The 25,642-nt window shown below is 68.1% G+C and carries 24 protein-coding genes and 1 pseudogene; 10 read left to right on the top strand and 15 right to left on the bottom strand.

Features of this window, described 5'->3' with window-relative positions:
- Positions 1 to 134: 134 nt before the first annotated feature.
- Positions 135 to 986, top strand: a complete 852-nt coding sequence (locus AC1Z3O_RS32310) for a TauD/TfdA dioxygenase family protein (RefSeq protein WP_483521008.1) — start codon at positions 135 to 137, stop codon at positions 984 to 986.
- Between the two features lie 161 nt (positions 987 to 1,147).
- Positions 1,148 to 1,681: a cysteine hydrolase family protein gene (locus tag AC1Z3O_RS32305; protein ID WP_483521006.1), complete on the top strand. Its 534-nt coding sequence runs from the start codon at positions 1,148 to 1,150 to the stop codon at positions 1,679 to 1,681.
- Between the two features lie 41 nt (positions 1,682 to 1,722).
- On the opposite strand, the gene AC1Z3O_RS32300 is transcribed toward AC1Z3O_RS32305, so the two are convergent.
- Entirely contained in the window at positions 1,723 to 2,736 is a 1,014-nt protein-coding gene (locus AC1Z3O_RS32300) for a tripartite tricarboxylate transporter substrate binding protein (protein WP_483521004.1), read from the bottom strand.
- 90 nt (positions 2,737 to 2,826) lie between these two features.
- Positions 2,827 to 4,521: a thiamine pyrophosphate-binding protein gene (locus tag AC1Z3O_RS32295; RefSeq protein WP_483521003.1), complete on the bottom strand. Its 1,695-nt coding sequence runs from the start codon at positions 4,519 to 4,521 to the stop codon at positions 2,827 to 2,829.
- Between the two features lie 235 nt (positions 4,522 to 4,756).
- On the opposite strand from AC1Z3O_RS32295, the gene AC1Z3O_RS32290 reads away from it, so the two are divergent.
- A complete protein-coding gene (locus tag AC1Z3O_RS32290) occupies positions 4,757 to 5,446 on the top strand; it encodes a GntR family transcriptional regulator (protein WP_483521002.1) in 690 nt (229 codons plus the stop codon).
- A gap of 19 nt (positions 5,447 to 5,465) precedes the next feature.
- Here the strand turns inward: AC1Z3O_RS32290 and AC1Z3O_RS32285 are convergent, their stop codons facing one another.
- The 3 genes from AC1Z3O_RS32285 to AC1Z3O_RS32275 all read right to left on the bottom strand — a co-directional run bounded on the left by AC1Z3O_RS32285 (position 5,466) and on the right by AC1Z3O_RS32275 (position 9,891).
- The gene (locus AC1Z3O_RS32285; RefSeq protein ID WP_483521000.1) at positions 5,466 to 6,386 is read right to left on the bottom strand and encodes an ATP adenylyltransferase family protein; all 921 of its coding nucleotides are present in this window, start codon (positions 6,384 to 6,386) and stop codon (positions 5,466 to 5,468) included.
- Between the two features lie 142 nt (positions 6,387 to 6,528).
- Positions 6,529 to 8,181, bottom strand: coding sequence for an amidohydrolase (locus AC1Z3O_RS32280; protein ID WP_483522110.1), 1,653 nt, complete (start codon positions 8,179 to 8,181; stop codon positions 6,529 to 6,531).
- 180 nt (positions 8,182 to 8,361) lie between these two features.
- Entirely contained in the window at positions 8,362 to 9,891 is a 1,530-nt protein-coding gene (locus AC1Z3O_RS32275; protein WP_483520998.1) for an amino acid permease, read from the bottom strand.
- Between the two features lie 253 nt (positions 9,892 to 10,144).
- Here AC1Z3O_RS32275 and AC1Z3O_RS32270 point away from each other — a divergent pair, with 253 nt between their 5' ends.
- From AC1Z3O_RS32270 to AC1Z3O_RS32260, 3 genes are all read left to right on the top strand, one after another.
- Entirely contained in the window at positions 10,145 to 11,083 is a 939-nt protein-coding gene (locus AC1Z3O_RS32270) for a mechanosensitive ion channel domain-containing protein (RefSeq protein WP_483520996.1), read from the top strand.
- A gap of 32 nt (positions 11,084 to 11,115) precedes the next feature.
- On the top strand, positions 11,116 to 12,705 hold the full coding sequence (locus tag AC1Z3O_RS32265; protein WP_483520994.1) for a phospholipase D family protein: 1,590 nt from the start codon (positions 11,116 to 11,118) through the stop codon (positions 12,703 to 12,705).
- Between the two features lie 138 nt (positions 12,706 to 12,843).
- Entirely contained in the window at positions 12,844 to 13,929 is a 1,086-nt protein-coding gene (locus tag AC1Z3O_RS32260; protein WP_483520993.1) for a Zn-dependent alcohol dehydrogenase, read from the top strand.
- A gap of 455 nt (positions 13,930 to 14,384) precedes the next feature.
- On the opposite strand, the gene AC1Z3O_RS32255 is transcribed toward AC1Z3O_RS32260, so the two are convergent.
- From AC1Z3O_RS32255 to AC1Z3O_RS32245, 3 genes are read right to left on the bottom strand one after another with little or no spacing between them, the layout of a single operon-like run.
- The gene (locus tag AC1Z3O_RS32255; protein ID WP_483520991.1) at positions 14,385 to 14,963 is read right to left on the bottom strand and encodes a hypothetical protein; all 579 of its coding nucleotides are present in this window, start codon (positions 14,961 to 14,963) and stop codon (positions 14,385 to 14,387) included.
- 24 nt (positions 14,964 to 14,987) lie between these two features.
- The gene (locus AC1Z3O_RS32250) at positions 14,988 to 16,403 is read right to left on the bottom strand and encodes a carotenoid oxygenase family protein (protein WP_483520989.1); all 1,416 of its coding nucleotides are present in this window, start codon (positions 16,401 to 16,403) and stop codon (positions 14,988 to 14,990) included.
- Between the two features lie 40 nt (positions 16,404 to 16,443).
- Complete coding sequence (locus tag AC1Z3O_RS32245; protein ID WP_483520987.1) at positions 16,444 to 17,067, bottom strand: TetR/AcrR family transcriptional regulator; 624 nt, start codon at positions 17,065 to 17,067, stop codon at positions 16,444 to 16,446.
- A gap of 211 nt (positions 17,068 to 17,278) precedes the next feature.
- Here AC1Z3O_RS32245 and AC1Z3O_RS32240 point away from each other — a divergent pair, with 211 nt between their 5' ends.
- A complete protein-coding gene (locus AC1Z3O_RS32240; protein WP_483520985.1) occupies positions 17,279 to 18,262 on the top strand; it encodes a LysR family transcriptional regulator in 984 nt (327 codons plus the stop codon).
- A gap of 20 nt (positions 18,263 to 18,282) precedes the next feature.
- On the opposite strand, the gene AC1Z3O_RS32235 is transcribed toward AC1Z3O_RS32240, so the two are convergent.
- Entirely contained in the window at positions 18,283 to 18,780 is a 498-nt protein-coding gene (locus AC1Z3O_RS32235; RefSeq protein ID WP_483520983.1) for a DUF6630 family protein, read from the bottom strand.
- Positions 18,781 to 18,874: 94 nt separating this feature from the next.
- Complete coding sequence (locus AC1Z3O_RS32230) at positions 18,875 to 19,075, bottom strand: hypothetical protein (protein ID WP_483520981.1); 201 nt, start codon at positions 19,073 to 19,075, stop codon at positions 18,875 to 18,877.
- 509 nt (positions 19,076 to 19,584) lie between these two features.
- Between AC1Z3O_RS32230 and AC1Z3O_RS32225 the strand changes: the two genes are divergently transcribed.
- Positions 19,585 to 20,325 (top strand): hypothetical protein, encoded by a 741-nt coding sequence (locus AC1Z3O_RS32225; RefSeq protein WP_483520979.1) that lies wholly within the window; start codon positions 19,585 to 19,587, stop codon positions 20,323 to 20,325.
- A 253-nt stretch (positions 20,326 to 20,578) separates the two neighbouring features.
- Here the strand turns inward: AC1Z3O_RS32225 and AC1Z3O_RS32220 are convergent, their stop codons facing one another.
- Both AC1Z3O_RS32220 and AC1Z3O_RS32215 read right to left on the bottom strand, forming a co-directional pair.
- A complete protein-coding gene (locus AC1Z3O_RS32220) occupies positions 20,579 to 21,223 on the bottom strand; it encodes a HugZ family pyridoxamine 5'-phosphate oxidase (protein ID WP_483520977.1) in 645 nt (214 codons plus the stop codon).
- 106 nt (positions 21,224 to 21,329) lie between these two features.
- Positions 21,330 to 21,638, bottom strand: coding sequence for an acylphosphatase (locus AC1Z3O_RS32215; protein ID WP_483520975.1), 309 nt, complete (start codon positions 21,636 to 21,638; stop codon positions 21,330 to 21,332).
- Positions 21,639 to 22,115: 477 nt separating this feature from the next.
- On the opposite strand from AC1Z3O_RS32215, the pseudogene AC1Z3O_RS32210 reads away from it, so the two are divergent.
- Positions 22,116 to 22,941 (top strand): annotated as a pseudogene (locus AC1Z3O_RS32210) (isocitrate lyase/PEP mutase family protein).
- A gap of 104 nt (positions 22,942 to 23,045) precedes the next feature.
- Here AC1Z3O_RS32210 and AC1Z3O_RS32205 read toward each other — a convergent pair.
- Entirely contained in the window at positions 23,046 to 23,954 is a 909-nt protein-coding gene (locus AC1Z3O_RS32205; protein ID WP_483520973.1) for a S24 family peptidase, read from the bottom strand.
- A gap of 179 nt (positions 23,955 to 24,133) precedes the next feature.
- Here AC1Z3O_RS32205 and AC1Z3O_RS32200 point away from each other — a divergent pair, with 179 nt between their 5' ends.
- Positions 24,134 to 24,472 (top strand): hypothetical protein, encoded by a 339-nt coding sequence (locus AC1Z3O_RS32200; RefSeq protein WP_483520971.1) that lies wholly within the window; start codon positions 24,134 to 24,136, stop codon positions 24,470 to 24,472.
- Between the two features lie 58 nt (positions 24,473 to 24,530).
- On the opposite strand, the gene AC1Z3O_RS32195 is transcribed toward AC1Z3O_RS32200, so the two are convergent.
- Positions 24,531 to 24,851 carry a 2Fe-2S iron-sulfur cluster-binding protein gene (locus AC1Z3O_RS32195; RefSeq protein WP_483520969.1) on the bottom strand — a complete coding sequence of 107 codons (321 nt, stop codon included), beginning with the start codon at positions 24,849 to 24,851 and terminating at the stop codon, positions 24,531 to 24,533.
- A 3-nt stretch (positions 24,852 to 24,854) separates the two neighbouring features.
- Entirely contained in the window at positions 24,855 to 25,463 is a 609-nt protein-coding gene (locus AC1Z3O_RS32190; protein WP_483520967.1) for an IMPACT family protein, read from the bottom strand.
- Positions 25,464 to 25,642 lie beyond the last annotated feature (179 nt).

Below are 25,642 nucleotides of genomic sequence, written 5' to 3'. Positions count from 1 at the left end.
GCTGGGTCCCGCCGGCAACGGCGGGTGAGCCGCTGCCGCGCAAGGACGGCGGCGCGGCAGGCCGGCCCCGGCCCGTCGGGGCGCGTCGAATCCTGCCCTGGTGCCTCGCGGCCCAGGTGAAACAGGAGACAGAGATGACAATGCAAGTTCTGCCGCAGGACGCCTCCTGCGGCGCGCTGGTCGAGGGCCTGGACCTGAGTCGGGCGCTCGGTGCCGAGCAGGTCGCCGAGATCCGCCGGCACTGGCTGGCGCACCAGGTGCTCGCGTTTCCCGACCAGGACCTGTCGGTCGAGGACATCGAGCGCTTCGCGCTGACGCTCGGCCCCTTCGGCGTCGATCCCTACTTCGAGTCCGTCCCGGGCCACCCACACGTGGCGCAGGTGCGGCGCGACGCCGATGAACGCACACCCATCTTCGCGGAAGCCTGGCACTCGGACTGGAGCTTCCTCGCCCAGCCGCCGGCTGCCACGGTGCTCTACGGCAACGTTATCCCGCCGGTGGGCGGCGACACCCTGTTCTCCGACCAGTACGCGGCCTGGGAGGCTCTGCCCACCGACCTGAAGCAATTGCTGACAGGGCGCCAGGGCATCCATTCGGCGCGGCGCGGCTATGCGCGCGCCGGCGCCTATGGCGAGAAGGACAAGGGCCGCTCGATGGCGATCCGCTATTCCGACAGCGCGCTCGCCACGCAGCTCCATCCCATCGCGCGCCGGCATCCGGAGACGGGGCGCACCGCGCTCTTCGTCAGCATGGGCTACACGATCGGCATCGATGGCGTCGGCGAGCAGGAGGGGGCGGACATTCTGCGCACGGTGTTCGCACACCAGGCCAGGCCCGAGTTCGTGTACCGCCACCGCTGGTCGCAGGGCATGCTGCTGCTGTGGGACAACCGCTGCGTCAACCACGCGGCCACGGGTGGCTATGAAGGGTACAGCCGCTTGCTGCACCGGATCACGGTGGCGGAGCCGAGAGTGGGCGCGGGCTGACGCCGGCTGGTGTGGATCCCGGCCTCCGCTACCTCGGGACGCTTGCTGGGCGGGAAGGGTAGGGAAGCCTTCGTGGACAGGGCAGGCGCCCAGGCCAGGCCTTCCCGTGCGATCATCGGTGTTGCCGCGTTCATCGACCGCTTCCGCCCGCTTCTGACTCCATGACCTCCGCTCTGCTCGTCATCGACGTCCAACACGCTCTGTTCGCACCCGTTCCGCATCCCGCCGATGCGGATGCCGTGATCAGTCGTATCAATGCGCTGAGCGTCCGGGCGCGCGCGCAAGGCGTGCCGGTCGTCTTCATCCAGCATGAGACGGCTGGCGGTGCGCTCACCCACGGCACGCCGGGCTGGCAGCTTGCTGCCGGCCTGGAGGCCGCGCTGGACGATCTGCGCCTGCGCAAGACCACCCCTGACTCCTTCCTGCGCACGCCGCTGCAGGCCTGGCTGGACGAGCGGGGCATCCACCATCTGGTGATCTGCGGCTACGCCACCGAGTTCTGCGTGGACACCACCGTGCGGCGCGCCGCCGCGCTGGGCTATGCGGTGTCGCTCGCGGCCGATGCGCACACCACGCATGACAAGCCGCACGCGGATGCCGGGCGCATTGTGGCCCATCACAATGCGACGCTGCCGGATATCACCAGTTTCGGCGTGTGCATCGTCGCGCCCGCGGCGGTGGACGTCGTGTTCTGAAGGACAGCCCGCACGCAAAGCGGGCAGGCCGCCTTCCTCCCTCACTCCTCCAGCTTCAGCCCGGTCTTCGTCACGAAGCCCTTCCAACGCTCGTACTGCACGCGCGCATAGCGGTCGAGCGCGGGGCCGTCGCTGGCCATGACTTCGAAACCGGCCTGGGTCAGCTTGCGGTGGGTTTCGGGATCGTTCAGCGCGGCCTGGAAATCCTCGCTCAGCTTGCGCAGCAGCGCTGGTGGCGTGGCGGCCGGCGCGAAGATGCCGATCCAGGAGTAGGCCTCGAAGCCGGGAAAGCCCGACTCGGCCACGGTGGGCACGTCGGGCAGCTCGGGCAGGCGCTTGGCGCCGGTGACCGCCAGCGGCTTGATGCGGCCGGCGGCGATCTGGCCCTTGAGCGCGGCGTAGCTGAGCAGCGTCAGGCTGGAGACGTTGCCCAGCACGGCCTGTACCGCCGGACCGCCGCCGGCATAGGGCACGTGCAGGATTTCCACGCCGGCCTGGCGCTTCAGGTCTTCGGCGACGAGATGGTTCATCGAGCCGAGTCCGGTCGAGGCGTAGCTGAACTGGTTCGGCGCTTGGCGGGCGGCGTCGAGGAAGCCGCGCAGGTCCTTGCCGGGCACCGAGGGGTGGGCGCCGATCACCAGCGGGAAGCGCAGCGCCAGCGTGACACCGGCGAAGTCCTTGAAGGTGTCGTAGGGCAGCTTCGGCTTGGCGATGGGGTTGATGGCGTGCGTGTCGAAGCTGACCAGCAGGGTATTGCCGTCCGGCGCCGAACGCGCCACGTACTGGGTGGCGATCTGGCTGGCGGCGCCGGGACGGTTTTCCACCAGCACCGAGCGCCCGAGGATCTCGGCCAGCTTGGGCTGGACGATGCGCGCGGCGATGTCGGTGCTGCCGCCGGGCGGGAAGGTGACGACCAGCTTCAGCGGCGTGCCGGTGTCGGCGCGGGCCGCTGGCGTCGTCGCTGGCAGCAGGCCGGACAGCGCGGCGAGCGTGGCCAGCGCGCCAAGCGCGGCCAGCGACGCTGGCCGGCGCAAGGAAAGACAAGGGAATAGCATCGGGACAGCCCTCCTGGAATCCAAACCATGTCCGGGGCGGGCGCCGGGTACCCGGGGCCTGCCCGCCATTGCGGCGCACCGGCGTTGCGCTCAACCCATCCACTGGCTGACCGGCGCGGCCGCGTCCTGCAGCTCCTGCGTGATCACGTCGACCAGTGCGGGGCCGTCGTGCTCCAGCGCCGCGCGGATCGCAGAGTCGAGCGAGGCCGGGTCCTCCACGCGCCAGGCGCGCACGCCGAAGGCCTCGGCTACGCGGGCGTGGTCGGTGCGGCTGAAGTCTACCGAGAAGTAGCGCTGGTCGTAGCCTGCCTTCTGGCTGGCCTTGATCCAGCCGAACACCGAGTTGGAGAAGACGATCATCTTGAGCGGGATGCGCCGGCGCACCAGCGTCTCCATCTCGCCGCAGGTGAAGCCGAAGCTGCCGTCGCCCATGACCGAGACCACGGTGGCGCCCGGGCGGCCCAGCGCGGCGCCGATGCCGGCGGCCAGCGAGAAGCCCAGCGCGCCGTGGGCGCGGTTGGTGATGAACTGCCGGCCCGCGCGCCGGGCTTCGTGGTAGGCGGAGAAGTAGGGGCAGGGCGTGCCGGGGTCGGCCACGACGATGGCATCGTCGGGCAGCAGCCGGTTGAGCGCATCGACCACGCGCTCGGGCTTGACCGGGGTGTCCAGCGAGGCCGCGAGCGGTGCGAAGCGCGCCCGCTTGGCGGCGCGCGCGGCCGCCACCAGGGCGCGCCCGTCGGCCGTGTCGGCGCGGCGGTGGGGCAGGCGTTCGCGCACGGCGGCATTGAGCAGGCGCAGCGCCAGCAGCGCGTCGCCGACCATGCCTACCTCGGTGCGGTAGTTGGCGGCCACCACCATGGGGTCGATGTCGATATGCAGGATGGGCACGCCGCGCCCCGGGAAGCGCCAGTGCTCGGTAGTGGTGGAGCCGGCGCGGCAGCCGATGAAGAGCACCGCGTCGGCGCCGGCCACCATCTCGCGCGTGGCGAGGATGCCGCCGTTGGCGCCGACCACGCCGGCGTTGAGCGGGTGGGTGTCGGCCAGGCTGCCCTGGCCGCTGACCGTGGTGCAGACCGGGGCGTTGAGCGCCGTGGCCAGCGTTTCCAGTTCGGCGCAGGCGCCCGAGATGACCACGCCGCCGCCGCAGATGACGAGCGGCGCGCGCGCTTCGACCAGGCGCTGCGCGGCGCGCTCCACCTCGGCAGGGTCCGGCGCGTAGCGCATGGCGGGGAAGCGGTCGTGGCCGGGCTGCGCCCACACGTCGGCGGCATCGACCTCGTGCTTCTGCACGTCGTAGGGCAGGCAGAGGTGGGCCGAGCCCGGCTTGCCGGTGGTCATGGCGCGGAAGGCGGCGCGCACCGCGTCGGGGATCTGGTCGGCGCGGTCGATGGTGGTGTTCCACTTGGTCAGCGGCCGGTACAGCGCCTCCTGGTCCAGCTCGGTCAGCGGGTACTTGCCGCGCGAGCCGACCGAGACGTCCGAGGTGATGCCCAGCACCGCCACCGACGATTCGTTGGCTTCGACCAGGCCCGGCAGCAGGTAGGTGGCGCCGCCGCCGCTGGGGCCTTCGCAGACGCCGACCTTGCCGGTGACACGGGCATAGGCGTCGGCCATGTAGCCGGCGCTGCGCTCGTCGCGCGTCAGCACGTGGTCGATGCCGTGGTCCAGCCGTGCCATGGCGTCGTAGAAGGGCAGGCTGGTGTCGCCGCACAGTCCGAACACGTGCTTCACGCCGTTGAGCTGAAGCATGCGCACCATCGCTTCGGCGCCGTTCATCTTGGTCATCCGGTCAGTCTCCAGTCGGGTGGTGGGGCCGTCCGGCACGGTCTCGCCGGTGGGCATGCGAAAAGCATACACTAGAGAATACTTTTAAGTATACTTAAACGTATGCATGGATCCTGGTGCTGCTGCGGCGGGGTGTGGCCGGCGCGGGCATGCCGAATCGGGCGGCCGGATCAGCAGCGGCGGGGCCGCGCGGTATGATCCGTGCCATCCAAAACCTAGGCAGGCAGAAACAAGCATGAAGTCGCCGATTTCCACGGTCAGGCGCAAGCGCGGCTCCGACGTGTTCAACACGCTGCGGGAGATGGCCATCTCCTACGCGCTGAAGCCCGGCGAGCGCCTGAACGAGATCGAGCTGGCCGAGCAGCTCGGCGTCAGCCGCACGCCGGTGCGCGAGGCGCTGACGCGGCTGGCCACCGACGGTTTCCTGGTGGAATCCAGCCGCGGCTATGTGCGCCGCCCGCTGGACATCCAGGAGATGCAGGACCTGTACGAGGCGCGCGTCGCCATCGAGCGCGAATGCCTGCGGCTGGCCTTCGAGCGGGCCAGCGAGGACAGCCTGGAGGCGCTGGCGCAGTACCTGGAAGGAAGCAAGTCGGTGTCGCCCGACACCCCGGTGCAGCAACTGGTGGAACTGGACGAGGGCTTCCATCTGCGCCTTGCCGAGATGGCGGGCAATGCCGAGCTCAAGCGCATGCTGGTCAGCCTGAATGAGCGCATCCGCTTTATCCGCTGGATCGACATGGAGAACGTGGGGCGCGATTCCACCCAGCGCGAGCACGGCGAGATCGTACGCGCACTGCGCGCACGCGACTGGCCGCGCGCGGAAGCCTGCCTGGCCTCACATATTGCGCTGCGCCGCGAGCAGATCGTCGACGCCATCAAGAAGGGGCTGGCGAAGATCTACCTGGACGAGGAAGGCACGTAGGCCCTGGCCGGCCTGGCGTTCAGGCAGCGCCGGCCGCCTGGCGCAGCACGGCCATCGGGCCGAGCGCGGCAACCGTCTCCATCTGTGCTGCGTCGCGCACGAAGAGCGACCCGGCAAAGGCCAGCGCATTGATGGAAATGCCCGCCACATGTTCGGCGGCGCGCGGCACCAGCAGCATGCCGCGGGGAAATACCAGAAGGTTGTAGGGCGCCGACTGGTGCGCCTCGCCGCCCACATCGACCGCCTGGATGCCGACGGCGTCGAGCAGCTGCCGGTAGCGCGCCAGCGCCACGCGGGCCATGCGCGCCGGCGGTAGCGTCGGCGGCGCCGCCAGCGGCGTGTAGGCATGCGGGAAAGGCAGGCCGGGCACGGTCCCGACTGCGCTGTCGGCGCAGGCCGTGGGCATCGCCGGGAGGGCATCCAGCAGGGCGGCGACGGGCAGAGTCCCGCCCAGTCCTGCCAGCGGCACCGTCTGCAGATGCTTGTGGGACTGGCTGGCGCCGGCCGCGCTCCCGCCGTTGTAGAAGCCCAGGCCATCGAACTCGGCCAGGCAGGTGAACAGGGCGGTGAAGTCCGCCAGGTCCAGCAACGCTTCCTGCGCGATGAAGTGCCGGGTGACGATCAGCAGGTGATGGTCGATGACGTTGAACTTGTTCAGCAGCGCGAGGTGCGTCGGGCTGATGTCGGCCACGAAGAGGTCCGGATCGTGGGGCAGGAAGGGGTCGGCGGGCTGGGTGCCGGGCTGGGTGCCGGAGTTGGGCCGCGGCTGGGGTTTGCTGGCCAGGCTGGAGACCTGGCGCACCCGGAAACGGACGCCGCCGTCGTCGAGCACCGACTGGGCAGTCTCGATCGGCAGCAGCGCTCCGCATCGCAGGGCGTGTGCCGTCTGGCGCAGGATGGCCGGCCACAGGGTGCCCGGCGCGAAGGGGCGAGGAATCATCGGACAGCGGTGCGGGACCGGTGGCGGCGCACCGCCACCGGGTTCATGCTGCGACTATCCCACAAGCCGCGGCGCCGGTGAAGCGGGCGCACGCGGGTGCCGCCGGTGCGGCGCAGGAGCCTCGCCAGGCGAGGCCTTGCTGTCAGTCCTTCTGTGCGTAGACGCGCTCGCCGCCCACCCAGGTCTGCAACACCTTGGTCTTCCAGATCTCCGACGGCGCCACCTTGAACAGGTCACGGTCGACCAGGATGAAGTCGGCCCACTTGCCCGCCTCCAGCGAGCCCAGCGTCTTTTCCTGGTGCTCGGCGTAGGCGGCGTCCAGCGTGAAGGCGCGGAAGGCCTGCGCCAGCGTCATCGCCTCTTCCGGATGCCAGCCTTGGATCGGACGGCCTTCGTGGTCGGTGCGGGTGACGGCGGCGTGCAGCCCGTAGAACGGATTGGCCGATTCCACCGGGAAGTCCGAGCCGCCGGCGATCACCGTGCCTTGCTTGAGCAGCGTCTGCCAGGCATAGGCGCCCTTGATGCGTTCCTTGCCGACTCTGTCTTCCGCCATGTTCATGTCGCTGGTGGCGTGCGTGGGCTGCATCGAGGCGATCAGGTCGAGCTGCTTGAAGCGCGGGATGTCCGGCAGCGCGATCACCTGCGCGTGCTCGACACGGTTGCGCAGCTCGCGCCCGCCGACTTCCTTGTAGGCCGCTTCCATGGCGTCCAGCACCTGGTGGTTGGTGGCGTCACCGATGGCGTGCACATTGACCTGGTAGCCCGCCTTGATCGCGCTCTTGACCGCGCTCTGCATCACGGCGTCGCTCATGAAGAGCAGGCCGCTGTGGACGTGGTCGTCCGAGTACGGCGCCATCAGCGCGGCGCCGCGGCTGCCCAGCGCGCCGTCGCCGTAGAGCTTGACCGCGCTCAGGTAGTAGCGGTCGTTGCCGTAGCCCACCAGCGGGCCCTTGGCCGAGAGTGCCTTGAAGTCGTCGCCGACGTCGCGGATCATGCCGTAGATGCGGGTCTTGAGCTTGCCCTGGTCGGCGAACTCGCGATAGATGCGGTCTTCGGCGACGGTCACCCCGGCGTCGCCCACGGCGGTCAGGCCCAGCGCGTTCATGTGCGCGATGGCGGCGGCCAGCGCCGCGCGGCGGTCATCGTCCGAATAGGGCGGGACCACGTCGTTGACCAGCGCCATGGCCTTGTCGACCAGCACGCCGGTGGGGTTGCCGTCGGCGTCACGCTCGATGCGGCCGCCCGCCGGGTCCTTGGTGTCGCGCGTGATGCCGGCGGCCTGCAGCGCCTTGGTGTTGAGCCAGGCGGCGTGGCCGTCGACGCGGATCAGGCGCGCCGGCCGGTCGGAGACGGCGGCATCCAGTTCGGCGGCGGTGGGGAAGCGGCCCAGCTTCCAGTTGACCTGGTTCCAGCCGTAGCCCAGCAGCCACTTGCGCTGCGGGTTCTTCTCCCCGTAGGCGCGGATGATGCCCTGCGCCTCGGCCAGGTCCTTGGTGCCCGACAGCGAGATCTCGGTGGTCTTGAAGCCCAGCCGGAAGACGTGGCCGTGCGCGTCGATCAGGCCGGGCAGCAGGGTCTTGCCGCCGCCGTCGACCCGGCTCGCGTCGGGGTAGCGGGCGCGCAGCGCGGCGGCGTCGCCAGTGGCGAGCACCTTGCCCTGGTCGAACACCAGGCCGGAGAAGGTGGCGAGCTTGCCATCCTGCAGCGTATAGCCCTGCACGGACTCGACCAGGGTCGGGGCGGCGAGGGCGCTGGTGGCGAAGCCACAGGCGAGGCTGGCGGCGACGGCGGCCAGGGTGGCGCGGGTACGGTGCGTCAAAGCGGTTCTCCTTTTGTTGTTGCTTGTTGTTGTTGCTCGTTGTTGCTTGTTATGTGCGTCGGGAAGCGTGTTGCTCCGTCGGCGGTCCTGCCTTCTGCTCGTTTTATCTGTAGGCTGCGGATCGTGCGCGGGACCGCAGCCTGCCCGGCCTCGGGTCTATTCGGCGGCCGCCGCTGCGACTCGTGCCTCCGGCGCGTCGCCGTTACGCGGCGGCAGTGGCGGGAAGTACATCTCGGCGTAGGGCACGATGCGGGTCTTGCGCACCAGGCGGTAGCCCAGCCAGACCAGCAGGAAGATCGGGATGCCGATGTAGGTCGCGGTGACGGCGAGCCAGTCGATGCGGCCTTCGGTGAAGGCCTGGTAATTCTGGCCCAGTGTGATCACCATGCACAGCGCAAAGGCGAAGATCGGGCCATAGGGGAAGAAGGGCGAGCGGTAGGGCAGGCGCGCCAGGTCCAGGCCCCGCTGCATGAAGCCTTTGCGGAAGCGGTAGTGGCTGATGGCGATGCCCAGCCAGGCGATGAAGCCCGTCATGCCCGACAGGTTGAGCAGCCACAGGTAGACCGTCTGGCTCTTGAACAGCGAGGTCAGGAAGCACAGCGCGCCCACGGCGGTGGTGGCCAGCAGCGCCGCCAGCGGCACGCCGTTGCGGGTCAGGCGGGCGAACACACGCGGGGCGCGGCCCTCGGTGGCCAGGTTGTAGAGCATGCGGGTCGAGGCGTACATGCCCGAGTTGCCCGCCGACAGCACCGCGGTCAGGATCACCGCGTTCATCACGCCGGCGGCGAAGGCCAGGCCCGCGTGGCGGAATACCAGCGTGAAGGGGCTCACGCCCACGGTCTGCACATCGTTCTTCAGCAGGCTGGGATCGGTGTACGGGACCAGGATGCCGATGATCAGGATGGCCAGCACGTAGAACAGCAGGATGCGCCAGAACACCTGGCGCACCGCGCGCGGGATGCTCTTGGCCGGATCGGCCGACTCGCCGGCGGCCACGCCGATCAGCTCGGTGCCCTGGAAGGAGAAGCCGGCGATCATGGCCACGCCGATCATGGCGGGCAGGCCGCCGACGAACGGCGCGTCGCCGATGGTCAGGTTGGTCAGCCCCGGCGGCAGGCCGCCGCCGTCGCCGCGCATGATGCCCACGATCATCAGCAGGCCGATGGCGATGAAGGCGATCACGGTCACCACCTTGATCAGCGCGCACCAGTATTCGGCCTCGCCGAAGCCGCGCACGGAGATGGCGTTGAGCAGGAACATCAGGGTGAGGAAGAGCGCGCTCCACAGGATGCCCGGCGTGTCCGGGAACCAGTACTGCATCACGAGCTGCGCCGCGGCCAGTTCCACCGCGATGGTCACGGCCCAGTTGTACCAGTAGTTCCAGCCCAGCGCGAAGCCGAAGCCTTCGTCCACGTAGAGGGCGCCATAAGTGGAGAAGGAGCCGGATACCGGCATGTAGGCGGCGAGTTCGCCGAGGCTGGTCATCAGGAAGTAGACCATCGCGCCGACCAGCACGTAGGCGGCGAGTGCGCCACCCGGCCCGGCCTGGGCGATGGTGGCGCCGGAGGCGACGAACAGCCCGGTGCCGATCGAGCCGCCGATGGCGATCATGGTGAGGTGGCGCGCGCGCAAGGTGCGGCGCAGGGCGGGCACGGGGGCTCCGGTGCTGGGTTGCTGGCTGTGCATGAGGCCTTGTGTTCTGGGCCGGGCCCCCGGCAGAAGCGGGCAGCCCGCGCCGATGGTGCCGGTTGCTGTTCCGACCGGTACATACCGGCCGGTACGTCGGCGGGCATCATAAGAGAAAACGCCGCCAGCGCAAAGCGCGCAGGGTGCCGTGCTGCCACTAGAATCAGCTGTGTGGGCAACAACGACGGCCGGCGCGCGACAGTATGGCGGCCAGCGGCGCCGCGGGCAGCCGGCGGCACCGGCCAAGAACCGAATGAAACTCCCCACCACCGACGAAGGCCTGTGGGCGCACGTGCTGCTGAGCGCGGTCATCGTGCTGGGCGGCGTGCTCGTCGTCAAGCTGGTCAATCGCTTCTTCCGGTCCCGCCAGCAGGCCGATACCCGCGGCAACTACCGCGCCTGGACTGTAGCCAGCCGCAACCTGGTGGCGGCGGTGGTGTTCCTGCTCCTGCTGGGCATCTGGGTGTCCGAGCTGCGCAGCGTGGCGATCTCGCTGGCGGCCTTCGCGGCGGCCGCGATGCTGGCCGGCAAGGAACTGGTGATGTGCCTGCTGGGCGCCTTCATGCGCATGGTGTCGCGCCCCTTCCAGTTGGGGGACCTGGTCGAAATCGGGCCGAATTCCGGCGAGGTGATCGACATGGACGTCCTGACCACCACCCTGGTGGAGGTCGGCGCGTCCCGGCAGTACACCGGCTACACGGTGAAGGTGCCCAATAGCCAGCTGTTGACCACGGCGGTGCGCAACCACTCGCAGACCGGAAAGTACACGCTCGACACGGTCCGCTTTCCGCTTGTGGAAGGCGCCGATCCCGATGCCGTCGAGGCCCGGCTGGTAGCGATCGGACGGCAGGCCTGCGCCGACTTCCTGGAGGAAGCGGGCCGCAGCCTGCGCTACCACGGCGAAATGCGCTTCCTCGACCTTTCCCAGTTCGAGCCGCGCGTGCTGTTTGAACCGGCCGACGCGGGCCGGCTGGATGCCGTCCTGCGTTTCCCGGCACCGGTGGACGGGCGGGTGCGCGTCGCCCAGCAGATCATCCGCGCCTTCCACCGGCCCGAAACCGCGGCCGCAGTCGGGGCGGATGCGGTGCCGACGGTGCCGACGGTGCCGGCGGAGCCGACGGTACCGATTGCGCCCGGCAGCGAACGGGCGCCGGATCCTGCACCCGATCCCGCCTCAAGCCACGCGCCCTGAACATGGTGCGCCGCAACAGGAAAGGAGCCTGCATGAAGGCCGGACTTGCCGTGTTGTGCGCCACCCTGTTCCTCGCGGCCTGCGCCAGCCTGCCCAGCCAAGTGCAGCGCACGCCCTCCCAGGCCATCGCCCAGGCCGATACCGCTGGCACGCCGCTGGGCGAGTCAGTCGCAGCGAAGCTGGCGGAGCACCCCGGGGAGTCGCTGTTCTACCCGATGGCCGCCGGCCCCGATGCACTGGCGGCCCGCCTGGCGCTGGCGCGGGCTGCCACGCGCAGCCTCGACCTGCAGTACTACACCTTCGAGCCCGACGCGACCGGCACCGCGCTGATCGGTGAGCTGCTGGCCGCGGCAGACCGGGGCGTGCGCGTGCGGCTGCTGGTCGACGACCTGCATACCGAAGGCCACGACGCGCTGCTGGCCGCGCTGGACAGCCATCCGCGCATCCAGGTCCGGCTGTTCAATCCCTTTGCCAACCGCGACGCGCGCTGGATGGATTTCCTCTCCGACTTCCATCGCCTGGACCAGCGCATGCACAACAAGGCGATGATTGCCGACAACCAGTTCGCCATCGTCGGCGGGCGCAACGTGGCCGACGCCTATTTCGCCGCCGCGGCGGAGGTGGACTTCAGCGACCTGGACCTGCTGGCCGCCGGCCCCGTTGTGCCCCTGGTTTCCGCCGTGTTCGACGACTACTGGAACAGCGAGTCCGCCTATCCCGCCGCCGCGCTGATCAAGCTGGCCGGGCACGCGCAGGGCGAAGACGAACTGGCCAAGGTGCGCAAGCGCCTGGCCATCGAGGGCCGCAAGGCGCGCACCAGCCCCTATGTGCAGGAGCTGCTCGACTCGGGCCTGGCGGTCGGCATCCGCCGGGGCCACCTGCCGGTGTTCAGCGGGCGCGCCACCGTGATTGCCGACCGGCCTGACAAGGTGCTGCAGCCGGTGCAGGACAGTCCCACGCATGCCATCGCCAAGCTGGCCAAGCTGATGCAGACCGCGCAGCACGACCTCGCGCTGGTATCGCCTTACTTCGTGCCGGACAAGCGCGGCGTGGCGTGGCTGCAGGCCATCGCAGCGCGCGGGGTCAAGATACGCGTCCTGACCAACTCCTTTGGCGCCACCGACGTCAACGCCGTGCACGCGGGCTACGCGCCGCGGCGCAAGGCGCTGCTCGAGGCCGGCATCGAACTGTATGAGCTCAAGCCTTCGGCCTATGCGGAACTGGACGGGCGCGGGCCAAGGCGCATGTTCAGCTCCAGCCGCGCCAGCCTGCACGCCAAGAGCTATATGGTGGACCAGCACCTGCTCTTCGTCGGCTCGCTGAACCTGGATCCGCGCTCGGCACGGCTCAATACCGAGATGGGCATCGTGCTGGACAGCCCGGCGCTGTGCGCGGCCATGGCCCGCGGCCTGGACGCGCGGCTGCTCGACATCGCATACAAGGTCGAGCTGCGCGCACCGGATCCCGGCGCCGATGGCGTGCCGGGCGGCGCGCCTACGCTGACCTGGACCACGCGCGAAGGCGGCCTGCTGGTGACCTACGACAGCGAGCCGGATATGACGCCACTGCAACATCTGGGCCAGGGCCTGCTGCGCTTGCTGCCGGTGGAAGAAGAGCTGTAGCCGCGCTCGGCGCCGCACCTCAGCTCAGCATCCCAACGCTTCACCGAATCCGGTTTCGGCGGTATGGTTGCCGTTCCCGCCCGTGCCACGTGGCCGGCCCTTCCCAACGAGAAGCAACGAGAAGCAACGAGGAGACTCATGAAAGCAGCCGTCCTGCATCAGCCTAAGACCCCGCTCGTGATCGAAGACGTAGCCATCTCCAAGCCCGGCCCCCATGAGGTGCTGGTTCGCACGGCGGCGGTGGGCGTCTGCCACTCCGATCTTCACTTCGTCGATGGCGCCTATCCCACCACGCTGCCCGCGGTGCTGGGCCACGAAGCGGCCGGCGTGGTAGAGCAGGTCGGTGAACTGGTGCGCACCGTCAAGCCCGGCGATCACGTCATCACGTGCCTGTCGGCCTTCTGCGGCCATTGCGAATCCTGCCTGACGGGGCACCTGTCGCTGTGCGTGGCGCCGGACACCAAGCGCGCCGAGGGCGAAGAGCCGCGCCTGCGCGCGCCCAAGGGACCCATGAACCAGTTCCTGAACCTGTCTGCCTTTGCCGAGCAGATGCTGATCCACGAGCACGCGCTGGTGGCGATCCGCCGCGACATGCCGCTGGACCGCGCCGCGCTGATCGGCTGTGCGGTCACCACCGGCTTTGGCGCCGTCGTTCATACCGCTGGGGTGCGGCCGGGCGAGACCGTGGCCGTGATCGGCTGCGGCGGCATCGGCCTGGCCACCATCAATGGCGCGGCCATTGCCGGCGCCAGCCGCATCATCGCCATCGACCGGGTGCCGGGCAAGCTGGAGCTGGCGCGCCAGTTCGGCGCCACGGATGTGATTGACGCCAGCGCCACCGACGCGGTCCAGGCCGTGCAAGCGCTCACCGGGGGCGGCGTGCATTTCGCCTTCGAGGCGATCGGGCTGAAGCAGACCGCGGAGCAGGCCTTCGCCATGCTGCGCCGTGGCGGCACCGCGACCGTGATCGGCATGATCGCGCCGGGCCAGAAGGTGGAGCTCAAGGGCACCGACTTCCTGGCCGAGAAGCGCATCCAGGGCTCGATGATGGGCTCCAACCGCTTCCCCGTGGACATGCCGCGCCTGGTCGACTTCTACATGTCGGGCAAGCTGAAGCTGGACGAACTGATCTCGCAGCGCATGCCGCTGGAGCAGATCAACGACGCCTTCGATGAGTTGCGCCGCGGAGAGCTGGCCCGCTCGGTGATCCTGTTCGAGCAGTGAGCTTGGCGGGGCGATGGGGGGGGCGGCTGGCCTCGGCGTTTGCGAATGATGGGGTGCTGGACGAAACCGGCGGCTTCGTCTTTGTCTTGGCGTGCTGGATAACACCGACGGCTTCGTCTTGCCGTCGGCGTGCCGGACCACACCGGGGGCTTCGTTGTTTGTGGCGCCTTGCTAGACCACCCCTCACCCCGGCCCTCTCCCCTGAGGGGAGAGGGGATCAAGACGCTATGCTTGACGATTGGTGTTGGCGCATCCTGTCGGCTTCGGCTGGCACGAAGGGCTTCGCCCCGCGCTGGTTTGCTCCCCTCTCCCGCTTGCGGGAGAGGGGGAGAGGGCAGGCGCTGGCAGCAGCGATGCGCTGCACATCGCGCTAGCGCGCTGCTTGCAGTCAAGCAGAAGCAGCACCCCAGCATCGCGCTCGCCTAGCCGAACTGCCAGGCCTTGCGCACCCGTGCTCAAGGCCTCGCCTGCCCGCTGCCTTGTGCTTGCGCCATCGCCGCACGCCGTACCGCTTCCGGATAGCGCACGGTGAAGACCACCGCGCCGGCAAAGGCCGCGATGGTGGCAGCCACGTCGACCCACAATGGGATCGCACTCACATATTCGGCGGCAGCGTCGGCAGCCACCATCACCGCCAGCGCCGCGGCCCAGACCAGCGTGATATGGCGGTTGACGGCCAGGAAGCGCGGCGAGTTCCAGTATTCGCGCGGCACCCGCTCGCGTGCGTACTGCAGCGTGAAAGGCTTCCCGATCGCCAGTGACACCACCACGATGGCCAGCAGTCCGCCGTCGACCGCCAGCCGCACGGTTGCCACCGTCCAGGCGGGCGCCAGCAGCAGCGTATAGGCCGCCAGCGCGCCGAACAGCGCCAGGCTGCCTACCTCCAGCACTTTGAGTGCCTCGCCGCGGCGCCACATGCGCAGGCACAGCAGCAGCGATACCAGGAAGGCCGCGCCCAGGCCGGCCAGCGGCGAGGCCATCCGCATGGCGATGAAGAAGGCGATGAATGGCGCGAAGCCGGTCAGCATGCCCATGATGATCTCCTCCGGTCGATGGGTTCAGCCGTGGCTGCGCCAGTTGCCGTGAAAGCCGAAGGGCATGCGGTGCGACAGGTGCGCCAGCGCCACGGGGCCGCGCTCGATCTCGCCGGCGTCGAACACGGCCAGGTCACTGCGGTGCTCGGCGCCGCGGTAGATGGTGGCGAGCAGCCAGCCGTCACCCTCCGCCGCATCGTCGGCGCGCGGCACGAAGACCGGCTCGGAGAGCCCGTCGCCTTCCGGCAGCAGATAGGTCTTGCGCTTGCCGGTGGCATTGTCGAGGTGGGCGAGACCATCGAAGATGCTGCGCGCGGTGCTTTCGTGGCCGCGCCAGGCGAAGTAGCCGTGACGGTACGGCTGCATCGCGAAGCGCTCGTCGAAGCGGGGAAACTCGCCCGGCAGGTCGTCCAGCCAGGTGCGGGTGAAGGTGTCACTGTCGCCTTCGAGATCGAAGGTCCAGCGGCACAGGCGCGCGGAAGTGCCATCCTGGCTAGTGCCGGGACTGAATATGGGCGAGCTGTCGTACTGCATGACGTCGGCGATGATCTTGCTGCCCTCTTCCCAGGCATTCATCACGTGGAACATATAGCAGGCGTCGTTGCGGAACCAGCGCATGCGAGCGCTGCCGCCGGCGCGCGGCATGATGCCGATATGCGATCCCTTTTCCGGTTCCCAGGCATAGGCCGGTTCGCCGCGCAGCGCGCGCTCCATGCTGCCGGACAGCGGCAGGATGGGGAAGAGCGCGTAGTTTCGGGTCACCATGAAGTCGTGCACCATGCTCGGATACGGCGCCGCGAAGTGTTCGAGCTGCGTGAGCCGGCCGCTGCGATCGAGCACGCCGTAGAGCACGGCAGGCGTGAAGGGACCCTCGGCCGAGTAAGCGAAGAAGACCATTTCGCCGGTGACGGGATCGATCTTGGGGTGCGCCGTCATCTTGTCCAGCGCATTACCGCCGAGATCGGCCTGGTAGCGTTGCGCGCCCAGCGTGGTGAGCTCGCGCGGATCGAGCGCGATCGGCGGATGCGCTTCCTCCAGCGCCAGCAGCTTGTCGCCGTGCCACAGCACATTGGTATTGGCCACGCCTTCGCCGTCGACCTCCTGCACCGAGGGGTCGGTGGTGGCCGGGTTCCCCCAGCTGCCGAACAGCGCGCGCCCGGCCGCCTGCTCGCGGCGCAGCTTCTCGGTCTGTACCCAGCGGTTGCGGTAGCGCACGCGGCCGTGCTCGATCTCGAAGGCATGCACCATGCCGTCGCCGATGAACCAGTGATAGAAGTCATCGCGGGGCGCGAACATCGGGTTGGGGCCGATGCGGTACAGCGTGCCGCGCAGCGCGTGCGGCAGTGCGCCGGTGATGGGCAGGTCGGGCGCGTCGCATTCCATCAGGATCGGTGCGAAGTTGCCCGTCAGGTACGGGTTGGACGGGAAGGGCTGGCTCATCGTGGGACTCCTGCGGTGGGGGCTCGGCGAGGCCGTATAGCTATCGAGGCGTGCCGTCGGCAGGCGCCGGTGTGCGCATGCCCTGCACGAGGATCCGCATCATCTCGCCGTGGATAGTGCGGAAATCGGGTTCGTCCGGCAGCTTGCCGGCCAGGCGAAGCACCACCAGGCCGTGCACCGCCGCCCAGACGACGTAGCTGAGCACCTGCGGGTCGCCGTGGATCTGGCCGCGTTCGGCCAGCATCTCCAGGTGGGTGCTCATGGTGCGGCGCGCGCGCACACCGGCGCGCTGCAGGTCCGGATAGCGGTCGTCGTCCGGTTGCGTCAGGTCGAACATCAGCCGGTAGGCGTTGGGCTGCGAGAAGGCGAAGTCCAGATAGGCCCGGCCCGATGCACGCGCGCGCTCGACGGGGTCCTCGATGCCGGTGCCGGCGTTCTCCATGGCCGCGGCGAAGCGGTCGAAGGCCGCGGCCCGTACCGTTGCCAGGATCTCGTCCTTGTCACGGAAGTAGCGGTAAGGGGTCATCGGGCTGCAGCCCAGTTCCTCGGCCAGCTGGCGCATGCTGACGCTGGCCACGCCGCCCTCGGCGAAGCGGCGCTCGGCCACCTCGCACAGGCGTGTCTTGAAGGCGTCGATTTCGGATTGGGAGAGCTGTCTGGCCATGGGGGTCTCGTGGGCACGAGCCGTCGCTCGGCACGTGCGTTATTCGTTGCATAGGTGCTATGATTTACAGTGTATATTTACGATGTAAATTGTCAAGAAAATATCCGCGCCGGGTTTGCTGCAGCATTGTTCCCACTGTGGGACAATCGCCTCCGCCGCGCGCGCCGGCCCGATCTTGCGCCGAGCGCCGGACGAGGTCGGAGGGGCAAGCATGAAGACAATCGATTGGAAAGACTGGGAGATCTTCTGCCGGGTGGTGGAAGGCGGCAGCTTCACGGTAGGGGCGGAGCTGGCGGAGGTGCCCAAGTCATCGGCCAGCGCGGCCATTTCCAGGCTCGAGGCCCAGCTCGGCGTGCGCCTGTTCGAACGCACCACGCGGCGCGTACGCGTGACCGAGCGCGGCCAGCAGCTCTACGAGCGCGTCGCCCCGCACTTCAGCGCGCTGCGCGAGATCAGTGCCGAGGCGGCCTCGGTCAGCGAGCAGGTCAGCGGCACGCTGCGCATCGCCACGCCTTACGAAGTCGGCTCGCAGCACCTGTCGCCCAGCCTGCTGCGGCTGCTGCGCCTGCACCCGGGGCTGCGCATCGAGGTGGACGTTACCTGGGAGCAGCCTGACCTGATCAAGCAGGGCTACGACCTGGCCTTCGTGATGACCCATACCGGGCTCTCCGATTCGTCCTTCGCCAGCAAGCGCGTGGTGCTGGTGGAGCGCTCCTTCTATGCCTCGCCTGAACTGATCCGCACGCGCGGCCTGCCGCGCGTGCCGCAGGACATGGCGGGTTGGCCCACGCTGGGTAATGCCGATGATTCCTACTGGGAGTTCCTGCGCGACGGGGTGGAAACCTTGCGGCTGCCGGTGGTGCCGCGCGTCTCGACCCACAACGCCGAGCTGCGGCTGAAGGCCGCCACCGAGGGCCTGGGCGTGGCGCGGCTGTCGCCCCGCTTCGTCAAGGAAGAGGTCGATCTGGGCCGGCTGGTGCGGGTGCTGCCGGGCTATACATCGTCACCGCTGAAGGTCTATGTGCTGATGCCCGCGCGCAAGCTGATGCCGGCCAGCGTGCGCGCCTTCCTGGATGTGATGGAGGAAACGCTGGGCGCGCCTGGTGCCGTCGGGCAGGATGGCGCGGGCGGCGCAGGCGAGATTCGCCTCGCCGATCCGCACGAAGTGGGAAATGGGCACGACGACGCGCCATAGCCCACTGCGGCCCGCTGCGCTCAGTTGGACCGGTCGGCGCTGTGCACATGCAGGCCCAGGCGCTGGGCCACGTCCAGCATCTCCGGATCGTCCTCGCTGCGCGTGATCCAGCCGGCGTAGGCATCGGCGCCGGTGTCCCAGGTCCACACCGTGTAGCCCGCCACTCGCAGTTGCGCGTGCACCAGTTCCAGCAGTTCGGGCACGCTGTTGCCGTCGAGGAAGGCCGGGTCCTCCGGGTCTTCCACGCCCCAGTCCGGCTCGAAGTCCAGCCGCGCGCACAGGAGGCCGATGCAGCCGATGAAGCCGACCATGTCGTCGGCATCCACATGGAACCCGGATTCCCAGTCGATCACCTCCTTGATCAGCCCGGCCAGCTGCTCGCCTTCGAGCGCCTCCGGATCGTCATCGAGGCGCGACTCGAGTGCCGCCAGTTGTTCCATGCTGACGGACGCGTCGTCGAAGTTGATCAGGGTGAACAGCCGCTCCAGGGCGAACTGGATGTCATCGTCGATTGGCATTGGCTTCGTGCGCGTCATTTGTCGTGGGGCGGAGAACAGTCGGGCCGGCAAGGCGGCCACCGGCCCGCGATGTTATCCGGTTGTGGTCCCGCCGTCAGCCAGCCAGACGAGGGATTTCGCGCTGGCCGCCCGGCGTGATGCGCAAGGCCCGCGAGCCGCGCATCGGCTCCACCCAGCCACGCTCGATCAGCCTGCCGAGCAGGGCCGCGCCGAGCGCGCCGCGCAGGTTGGGCTTGCGCTCGCTCCAGTCCGGCTGGCCAGATGGCTGATGCTGGGTGCGTATTCCATGGTTCACCCATTCTTGAAATGGCGATGCAAGTATAGGCGGGGAGCGGGTGGGGTGTGGCATCAAAAAAAGCCTTGAAAAACAATAAATTCTTCAAGGGAAGATAGGCGCCTTAAATGGAAAACATTGCACTTTTGCAATGCAAGTTCCCGGCGAAACCATGTGATTAATGGCCTGCCGAGAGTCGCATCGGTCGCGCCGCGGGCACTTGCCGCATCATATGCTGTGCCTGCACGATCCGTGCGCAGGTATCACACCTATCGCGCGCCTGCCGCAAGCATTTCAAGGGATTTCATCGTGAGCTGATCCATCCTTGATGCCGTGCAATACAGCCTTAAAAACAATTGCATTGACTTCGCTTCCGCAGTACGTACCTTTACGGAAATAAGCCGACATTCGCTATCAGGTTTTCCGCGAATTCATCAAGCGGCGGACTCTCCAATGGGAGAGCGTACTTTGATGCTCACGTTTGCATTTGCAGTGACCGGGGGCTCCTTTTTTAATCGGAGTGCGCTCCCATGAAAACCTATCGATTTGGCAAGCATCCGCCGAAGCATGACTATCGTACGCTCCGCTTGCGCAGCTATCTGACGGACGCTCTGGCGCCGCCGCCGGCATCGTGCGATGTCCTTGCGCGTGTATGCGAGAGCCTTGGCGTAAAGACTCCGGCCACCCTGTTCCCGATGGACGGAAACGATTCCCTTGGCGACTGCACGATCGCCGCGGTCGCGCACGCAATCACCATGTACTGCGGGATGATTGGAAAAAATCACATCATGCCTGATAAGTCGGTGGTGAAATTGTATATACACCTGACTGGCGGCATTGACTCAGGGCTTAATGAGCTTGATGTATTGAACTACTGGCGCCAGTCTGCGATTTCACAAGAAAAGATTCTTGCCTATGTCGCCATTGAGCCGAAGAATCACGTCCATATTCAACAGGCGATCCAGCTATTCGGTGGCGTCTATCTCGGGTTCCAAGTCCAACAGAATTGTTTGCAGGAATTCCAGAGCCAGCAGCCGTGGACGCCGGGCCCGCTGACGACGGATGGCCATGCCGTCTATGCTGTTGGCTACGACGCCGATGGGGTGACGGTCCTGACGTGGGGCAATACGCAAAAGGGAACCTGGGCATGGTGGGATGAATGCGTCGATGAAGCCTATGCGATTCTTCCCCCGGAGGCGCAGGCGGCCGACTTCGCCCCTGGATTCAACTTTGCTCAGTTGCAAGCGGATCTCGCGGCGGTAGCGAACTGATCCGTTCGTGCGCAGGGGAGGGGATTGGCCGGGCCCACAGGCTCCCCGTTATCGCTTCATTCGACGGGGAGCTTCGGCGCGCAGGCTGCCGCGCTACGAGGATCGGGCGAGCGCATGGCAACTCGCCCATCGCGCCCCTGCACCAACGGCGCCTGACATTCGGCTCGTCAAGCCAGGATTCCGGTGGTGCTTGCCGCAAACCAGGCAGGCAAGGCAACGACCCCGCGCGCGGCGGCGGGTCGAGGCCGGTCAATCAGTCGAGCGCCGGCACGACGCGCAGGACCGCACCAGCCATCGCGTCGGGCTGTGTCGGCGGGCCGGGGAAGCGCCGCCGCGCTCTGCGTCCGTCGATGGCGTAATCGATGCCAAGGCAGTCGATGCCGAGCAGGCGGACCCCGGCCGGCGCGACGCACGCAGCTTCGCGGATCAGGCCGGTTTCATCCTCTACCGGCAATCTCGCCACCGCGTCGAGGTCCGCCGGTTCCAGCCAGCCCATTCTTCCCACGCCTTCGATGACCCTGACGGCCTTTGCGTTCAAGCGGAAGAACATGAAGTCCAGGGCGAGGAGCCGCTCGGCGCTCGGCTCAAAGCGCAGGTAGCGGGCGAGGTGAGCAGGATCCGGTTCGAACCGTTCGGCTTCGCCGACGATCGTCAGGCGGTGCGCCGATGCAATGTCAGCGGCGCCCGGTTGCAGCACGGACAGGCTCACTCTGGCGTCCGCCAGGAGGTTCCGGGTGTGCTCGGCCAGCGCGCTGATATAGAAAACCGGGCGATGCGCTTCGTCCGTGACATACGGCACCACGGTGGCATATGGGTAGCCTGCGAGGCTGGCTGAGTGGGTGGCGAGGGTGCCGTAGGCAGCCTCGTGCAGCAGATGGATCGCGTGTTCGAGAAGCATGCTTCACCTGGTCGGCTGGCCGACCGCTTTGGGTGGCGCCGCGCATGCGCGGCGCCACCGGTCATTGGTCGATGGCAGTTCCCTTGTGGTTCGTCACAGCGGCGCGTCACAGCGTCGGCAAGCGCTCGAAGCTGTTGAAGCGCGCGAACGGCGGCGGTACGTCGTCGACGTCCATGCGATCCACAAGCGCCGCCGGCATGCCCTCACGCAGCCATCGGCACATCCGTTCCAACTGCGCCGGAGCGCCCTGCAGCATCGCCTCCACCGAATCGTCCATGCGGTTGCGCACCCAGCCGGTGACGCCAAGCGCCTGTGCGTGGTGCACGCAGGCCTCACGGTAGCCGACGCCCTGTACGCGGCCGTGTACCCGGACGAGCCGGGTTTCGATTGCTCCGTTGTTTTCGCGAGCCTGCATACCTGCCTCCACCGGGTAGCGTGTGCCAATGGTGCGGCGGGCACATGCGGATTGTAGATGACGCCGGCCAGGATGCCGCCCCGCCTGTCCCGCCGGGCAGGTCCGGCGCACCCGGCGTCCTGCCGCGCGCATTCCATGCTCCAACATAGGCCAAAACGTCAGCCTCGGCGGCACCATACTGTGACCGTCTCCGCCGTCTCCGCCGTCTCCGCCGTCTCCGCCGTCTCCGCCGTCTCCGCCGCATGCGCGCGTGCGACGGCTCCTTGTGCATGTGCCACCAATCCAGCCATGCAGTCAATCCCCTGAGTCATACATGGAAATGCAAAGATCGTTGTGACGAAATAGAATCCCGAAAATCCGTCGATCTCGCTACAGCAATGCGAATCTCGTCGAGATCGATTTCTCGTTGGTCGACACCGAAGTCGTCTAAATGCAGGTAGGAGCCCGCGAGGGCTTCCTTCACCATCGGAACTCGCCATGCCACGCACCATCACGGAAAAACGCGCCGCCTTTCGCGCCTTGCACGCGTCGGGCTGCTTCATGCTACCGAACCCCTGGGACGCCGGCAGCGCCCGCTATCTCGCCAGCCTCGGCTTCGAGGCCATCGCCACCACCAGTCTCGGGATACGCGTGGTCGGCTGGACGCGCCGACAACCATGTGAGTCGAGACGCGATTCTTGCGCATCTGCGCGAGATGGTCGAAGCGACCGATCTGCCCGTCAATGCCGATTTCGAAAACGGCTTTGGTGCCGATCCGGACGCTGTGGCAGCGAGTGTAAAGCTCGCGGTTGCGACCGGCGTGGCCGGCCTGTCCATCGAGGACTCCACCGGCGACGCCGCTACGCCGCTGTTTCCGCTGGAGGTTGCGGTTGCGCGACTGAAAGCGGCTCGTCGTGCGATCGACGAGAGCGGTGGCGATACGCTGCTGATCGGCCGCGCGGAGAACTTCTTTGCCGGCGTCCCCGATTTGAACGACACGCTCGCACGCCTGCGGGCCTACGCCGCTGCCGGCGCGGACTGCCTCTACGCGCCGGGCATTCGCACGCGCGAGGAGATCGAGGCCGTGGTCGCCGCCGTGGCGCCGAAACCGGTGAACGTGCTGATCGGTACGAACTCCTCGTTTACGCTGCAGGACCTCGCCGCGCTCGGGGTGCGGCGCGTGAGCGTGGGCGGCGCGCTTGCGCGTTCCGCGTGGGGCGGCTTCATGCGGGCAGCGCAGGCGCTCTCGCAGGGACGCTTCGACGGTTTCGCCGATGCCGCATCCGGCGCGGAACTCAACGCCTTGTTCCTTGGAGACGCCTGACCTCTTCCCCGTACAGGGCGGGAAGAGGCGCCGGAGGACAGCCGGCGGGCGCATGCGCAGGCGGGCCGCCAGGCGCCCGCCGGGCGCGCGGCTTGCACAAGGCCTCAGTCCGGCCGCCAGGCCGCTGCCTTGACGATGGCCGCGACGAAGGAGAGTTTCTCGATCTGGTCGGCGCGGATCTTCACCGTCTTGTGGCTCTGGTTGACCGACAGGAAGTGCGTATAGCCATCGCGCGTGTAGCCGAGGACCTTGATCATCACCCGCCCATCGCGTGACTTCACCAAGACCTCGTCGCCGCTGGTGACCGCCTGGTTTGGTTCGACCACCACGAACTCGCCGTCCTTGATGCGCGGCTCCATCGAGTCGCCGACACAACGCAGCCCGTAGGCGTCGGGATCCGTGCTCAGGAAGTGCAGGTAGCCGTCGCCGTGCCCGACCGGGTATTCCAGATCGCAGAAGTGTCCGTTGTCGCCCAACTGTGCCATGGCCACGACGGCAATCCGCTTGTAGGCGCTGGGCGGGATCGGGATGGGGTTCCAGTCGTCGCCGTAGGCGACGGCCGGCGAAGGCTGGCCCTTGCCGGTCAGCAGCCACACCGCGTTGATCTGGTAGCGCGCCTGCATGGCAGTCGCTTGCGCCAGCGTGGGCTTGCGCGTCCCGGCCGCCCATTCCGCCACGTCCGACGCAGTCACCCCCAGCGCCGTCGCCACTTCCTGGTTGCCGACGCCAAGGCGGCCAAGGACGAATGCCATTCGCGCCGCCAATCCGTCCGATTGCGCCGGCGGCACGCTCGGATTGGCATCCGAGTCCATCCAGTACTGCGGATAGGCGAAGGTTTCCTCGATCTTCCGGGCCGTGCGGTCACCGATGTCCTTGCTGCCGCTCAGGTAGCGGTTCACCAGTGACGGCGTGGAATAGCCGAGTGCTTCCGCGGCGCGAGACTGGTTGCCGTCGCACTTGTCGGCGATGGCGATCGAGAGCTTCTCGCGGCGGATTTCTTTGATGGACTTCATGCGCGTGATTGAACCCGGTTTGACCTCCAAGGTAAATACACCCTGATGGTAACAGTTCCGCTTGAGAAAGTTACCAAAGTGGTAATAGAATGAGTCGGAACTGTAGCGCTTCCACTACGCGGCCACGGCCAGGGCGGGTCGTGCACGCGGGCGGGGCAAGTGATCGAGGAGGTCGGCAAATGAGGCAGGAACAAGGATCGGGCAAGGAGCAGGGGCCGCAAAGCGCCAAGGGGCTCTGCGTGATCGCAGTGCATCCGGATCGCGGCGGTATCGGCGTTGGTATAGCCACAAGGGCGAGCGATGCCGGACCGCCGCCGGCCAACGCCTGCGCGGCCGGAACGGCAGCACTGGTCGCGCAAGAGGCACCGCTGGCCTCCTTGCTGGCGATCGACGTGGCGAACTGGTCCAGCGGGGAGACGCTCAGCTACGTGCTGCTACTGCACGCCCATTTGCTGTGGACCAGGGGCGTCCGACCATGGCGCAGTTCGCGCCGGGCGCGTGGCCGCCGGCGGGGGTGAGATGGATTTCCCGCGCAAGGTCACGCTGGCACGTGGCAGTGACGCCGCGTGCCGTATCTCAGAACGGCGTCGCTAGCTCAAACACTACATCCCCCCGCGGCAGCGCCACGCAAGGCAGGATCATCCCGTCTTCCTTCTCGTCCAGGCTGAGTCCGGGCCAGGCCACCCGGTAGTCGACTGCTCCTTCGCGCAGCCGGCACAGGCAGGTCCGGCAGGTGCCGTTGCGGCAGGAACTGGGCAAGCGCACACCGGCGCGCAGCGCGGATTCGAGCAGGGTTTGCCCCGGGGCGACGCGAAAGGCGGTGCCGGCGGGTGCCAGCGTGGCGGTGATGGCTTGCGGCATGGTGTCGGCGGCAGGCTGGGAGGCGAGGTCGGGCATGGCCTAGGCCGGGTCGTCGTCGGGAAAGCGCGCACGGCCATGGGTGGCGTCGCGCAGCGCGGCACGCGCGCTGTCGCGCAGGGCGGCAGGCAGGTGGATGGTGAGCGTGGCGCTGACGCCGTAGGCGCTGTCGGCGAGCGAGCAGCCGGCCTGTTCGGGTTGTTCCAGCCAGCGGCGCACGCGGGGCTCGTCGGCGTATTCCACTTCCACCGCGAGCGTGGCGTAGGCGATGCGCTCCACGCGCTCGGCTAGTTTCAGCGCGGCGGCGATCGCGTCGGTGTAAGCGCGCACCAGGCCGCCGGCGCCCAGCTTGATGCCGCCGTAGTAGCGCACCACCGCGGCCAGCACGCCATCGAGGTCGTGGTGCCGCAGCACTTCCAGGATCGGCCGCCCGGCGGTGCCGGAGGGCTCGCCGTCGTCGGACATGCCGGACTGCCCCCCGGCCAGCAGGGCCCAGCAGACGTGCGTGGCGGTGGGGTGCCGCGCACGCAGGCGCTGCAGCTCGGCCATGGCGGCGTCGCGGTCGGCCACGGGGATGGCCAGGGCGAGGAAGCGGCTCTTGCGGATGTCGAGTTCGGCTTCGACCGGGGCGGCGAGGGTGTAGGTCGGCAAGGCTGGAAGGTCTGCGGCGCGGAGGCGTAGTTGGCTGGAGTTGACTGGAATTGGCGGTGCCGCGCGGGGGCGGCGGCACGGAGGAAGTTTACCCTAGTCGCCATCCCGGGCCGGCCACGGTGGTACAGCCCGGCCCGGGGAGAGCCTTTCTGGCAGTGCAATGTGTCAGGCGTACGGGC

Source organism: Cupriavidus sp. 09_S30, from assembly GCF_056930435.1.
The sequence above is the reverse complement of the archived record's forward strand: the minus strand, read 5'-3'. Positions and strand labels throughout refer to the sequence as shown.

Coding starts and splice junctions, on each gene's coding strand:
- AC1Z3O_RS32245 (WP_483520987.1), bottom strand. CDS start 17,067: ATGGCCAGACAGCTCTCCCAATCCGAAATCGACGCCTTCAAGACACGC.
- AC1Z3O_RS32270 (WP_483520996.1), top strand. CDS start 10,145: ATGAAACTCCCCACCACCGACGAAGGCCTGTGGGCGCACGTGCTGCTG.
- AC1Z3O_RS32240 (WP_483520985.1), top strand. CDS start 17,279: ATGAAGACAATCGATTGGAAAGACTGGGAGATCTTCTGCCGGGTGGTG.
- AC1Z3O_RS32275 (WP_483520998.1), bottom strand. CDS start 9,891: ATGCACAGCCAGCAACCCAGCACCGGAGCCCCCGTGCCCGCCCTGCGC.
- AC1Z3O_RS32200 (WP_483520971.1), top strand. CDS start 24,134: ATGAGGCAGGAACAAGGATCGGGCAAGGAGCAGGGGCCGCAAAGCGCC.
- AC1Z3O_RS32305 (WP_483521006.1), top strand. CDS start 1,148: ATGACCTCCGCTCTGCTCGTCATCGACGTCCAACACGCTCTGTTCGCA.
- AC1Z3O_RS32215 (WP_483520975.1), bottom strand. CDS start 21,638: ATGCAGGCTCGCGAAAACAACGGAGCAATCGAAACCCGGCTCGTCCGG.
- AC1Z3O_RS32225 (WP_483520979.1), top strand. CDS start 19,585: ATGAAAACCTATCGATTTGGCAAGCATCCGCCGAAGCATGACTATCGT.
- AC1Z3O_RS32255 (WP_483520991.1), bottom strand. CDS start 14,963: ATGGGCATGCTGACCGGCTTCGCGCCATTCATCGCCTTCTTCATCGCC.
- AC1Z3O_RS32300 (WP_483521004.1), bottom strand. CDS start 2,736: ATGCTATTCCCTTGTCTTTCCTTGCGCCGGCCAGCGTCGCTGGCCGCG.
- AC1Z3O_RS32205 (WP_483520973.1), bottom strand. CDS start 23,954: ATGAAGTCCATCAAAGAAATCCGCCGCGAGAAGCTCTCGATCGCCATC.
- AC1Z3O_RS32235 (WP_483520983.1), bottom strand. CDS start 18,780: ATGCCAATCGACGATGACATCCAGTTCGCCCTGGAGCGGCTGTTCACC.
- AC1Z3O_RS32285 (WP_483521000.1), bottom strand. CDS start 6,386: ATGATTCCTCGCCCCTTCGCGCCGGGCACCCTGTGGCCGGCCATCCTG.
- AC1Z3O_RS32195 (WP_483520969.1), bottom strand. CDS start 24,851: ATGCCCGACCTCGCCTCCCAGCCTGCCGCCGACACCATGCCGCAAGCC.
- AC1Z3O_RS32220 (WP_483520977.1), bottom strand. CDS start 21,223: ATGCTTCTCGAACACGCGATCCATCTGCTGCACGAGGCTGCCTACGGC.
- AC1Z3O_RS32310 (WP_483521008.1), top strand. CDS start 135: ATGACAATGCAAGTTCTGCCGCAGGACGCCTCCTGCGGCGCGCTGGTC.
- AC1Z3O_RS32290 (WP_483521002.1), top strand. CDS start 4,757: ATGAAGTCGCCGATTTCCACGGTCAGGCGCAAGCGCGGCTCCGACGTG.
- AC1Z3O_RS32260 (WP_483520993.1), top strand. CDS start 12,844: ATGAAAGCAGCCGTCCTGCATCAGCCTAAGACCCCGCTCGTGATCGAA.
- AC1Z3O_RS32265 (WP_483520994.1), top strand. CDS start 11,116: ATGAAGGCCGGACTTGCCGTGTTGTGCGCCACCCTGTTCCTCGCGGCC.
- AC1Z3O_RS32250 (WP_483520989.1), bottom strand. CDS start 16,403: ATGAGCCAGCCCTTCCCGTCCAACCCGTACCTGACGGGCAACTTCGCA.
- AC1Z3O_RS32295 (WP_483521003.1), bottom strand. CDS start 4,521: ATGACCAAGATGAACGGCGCCGAAGCGATGGTGCGCATGCTTCAGCTC.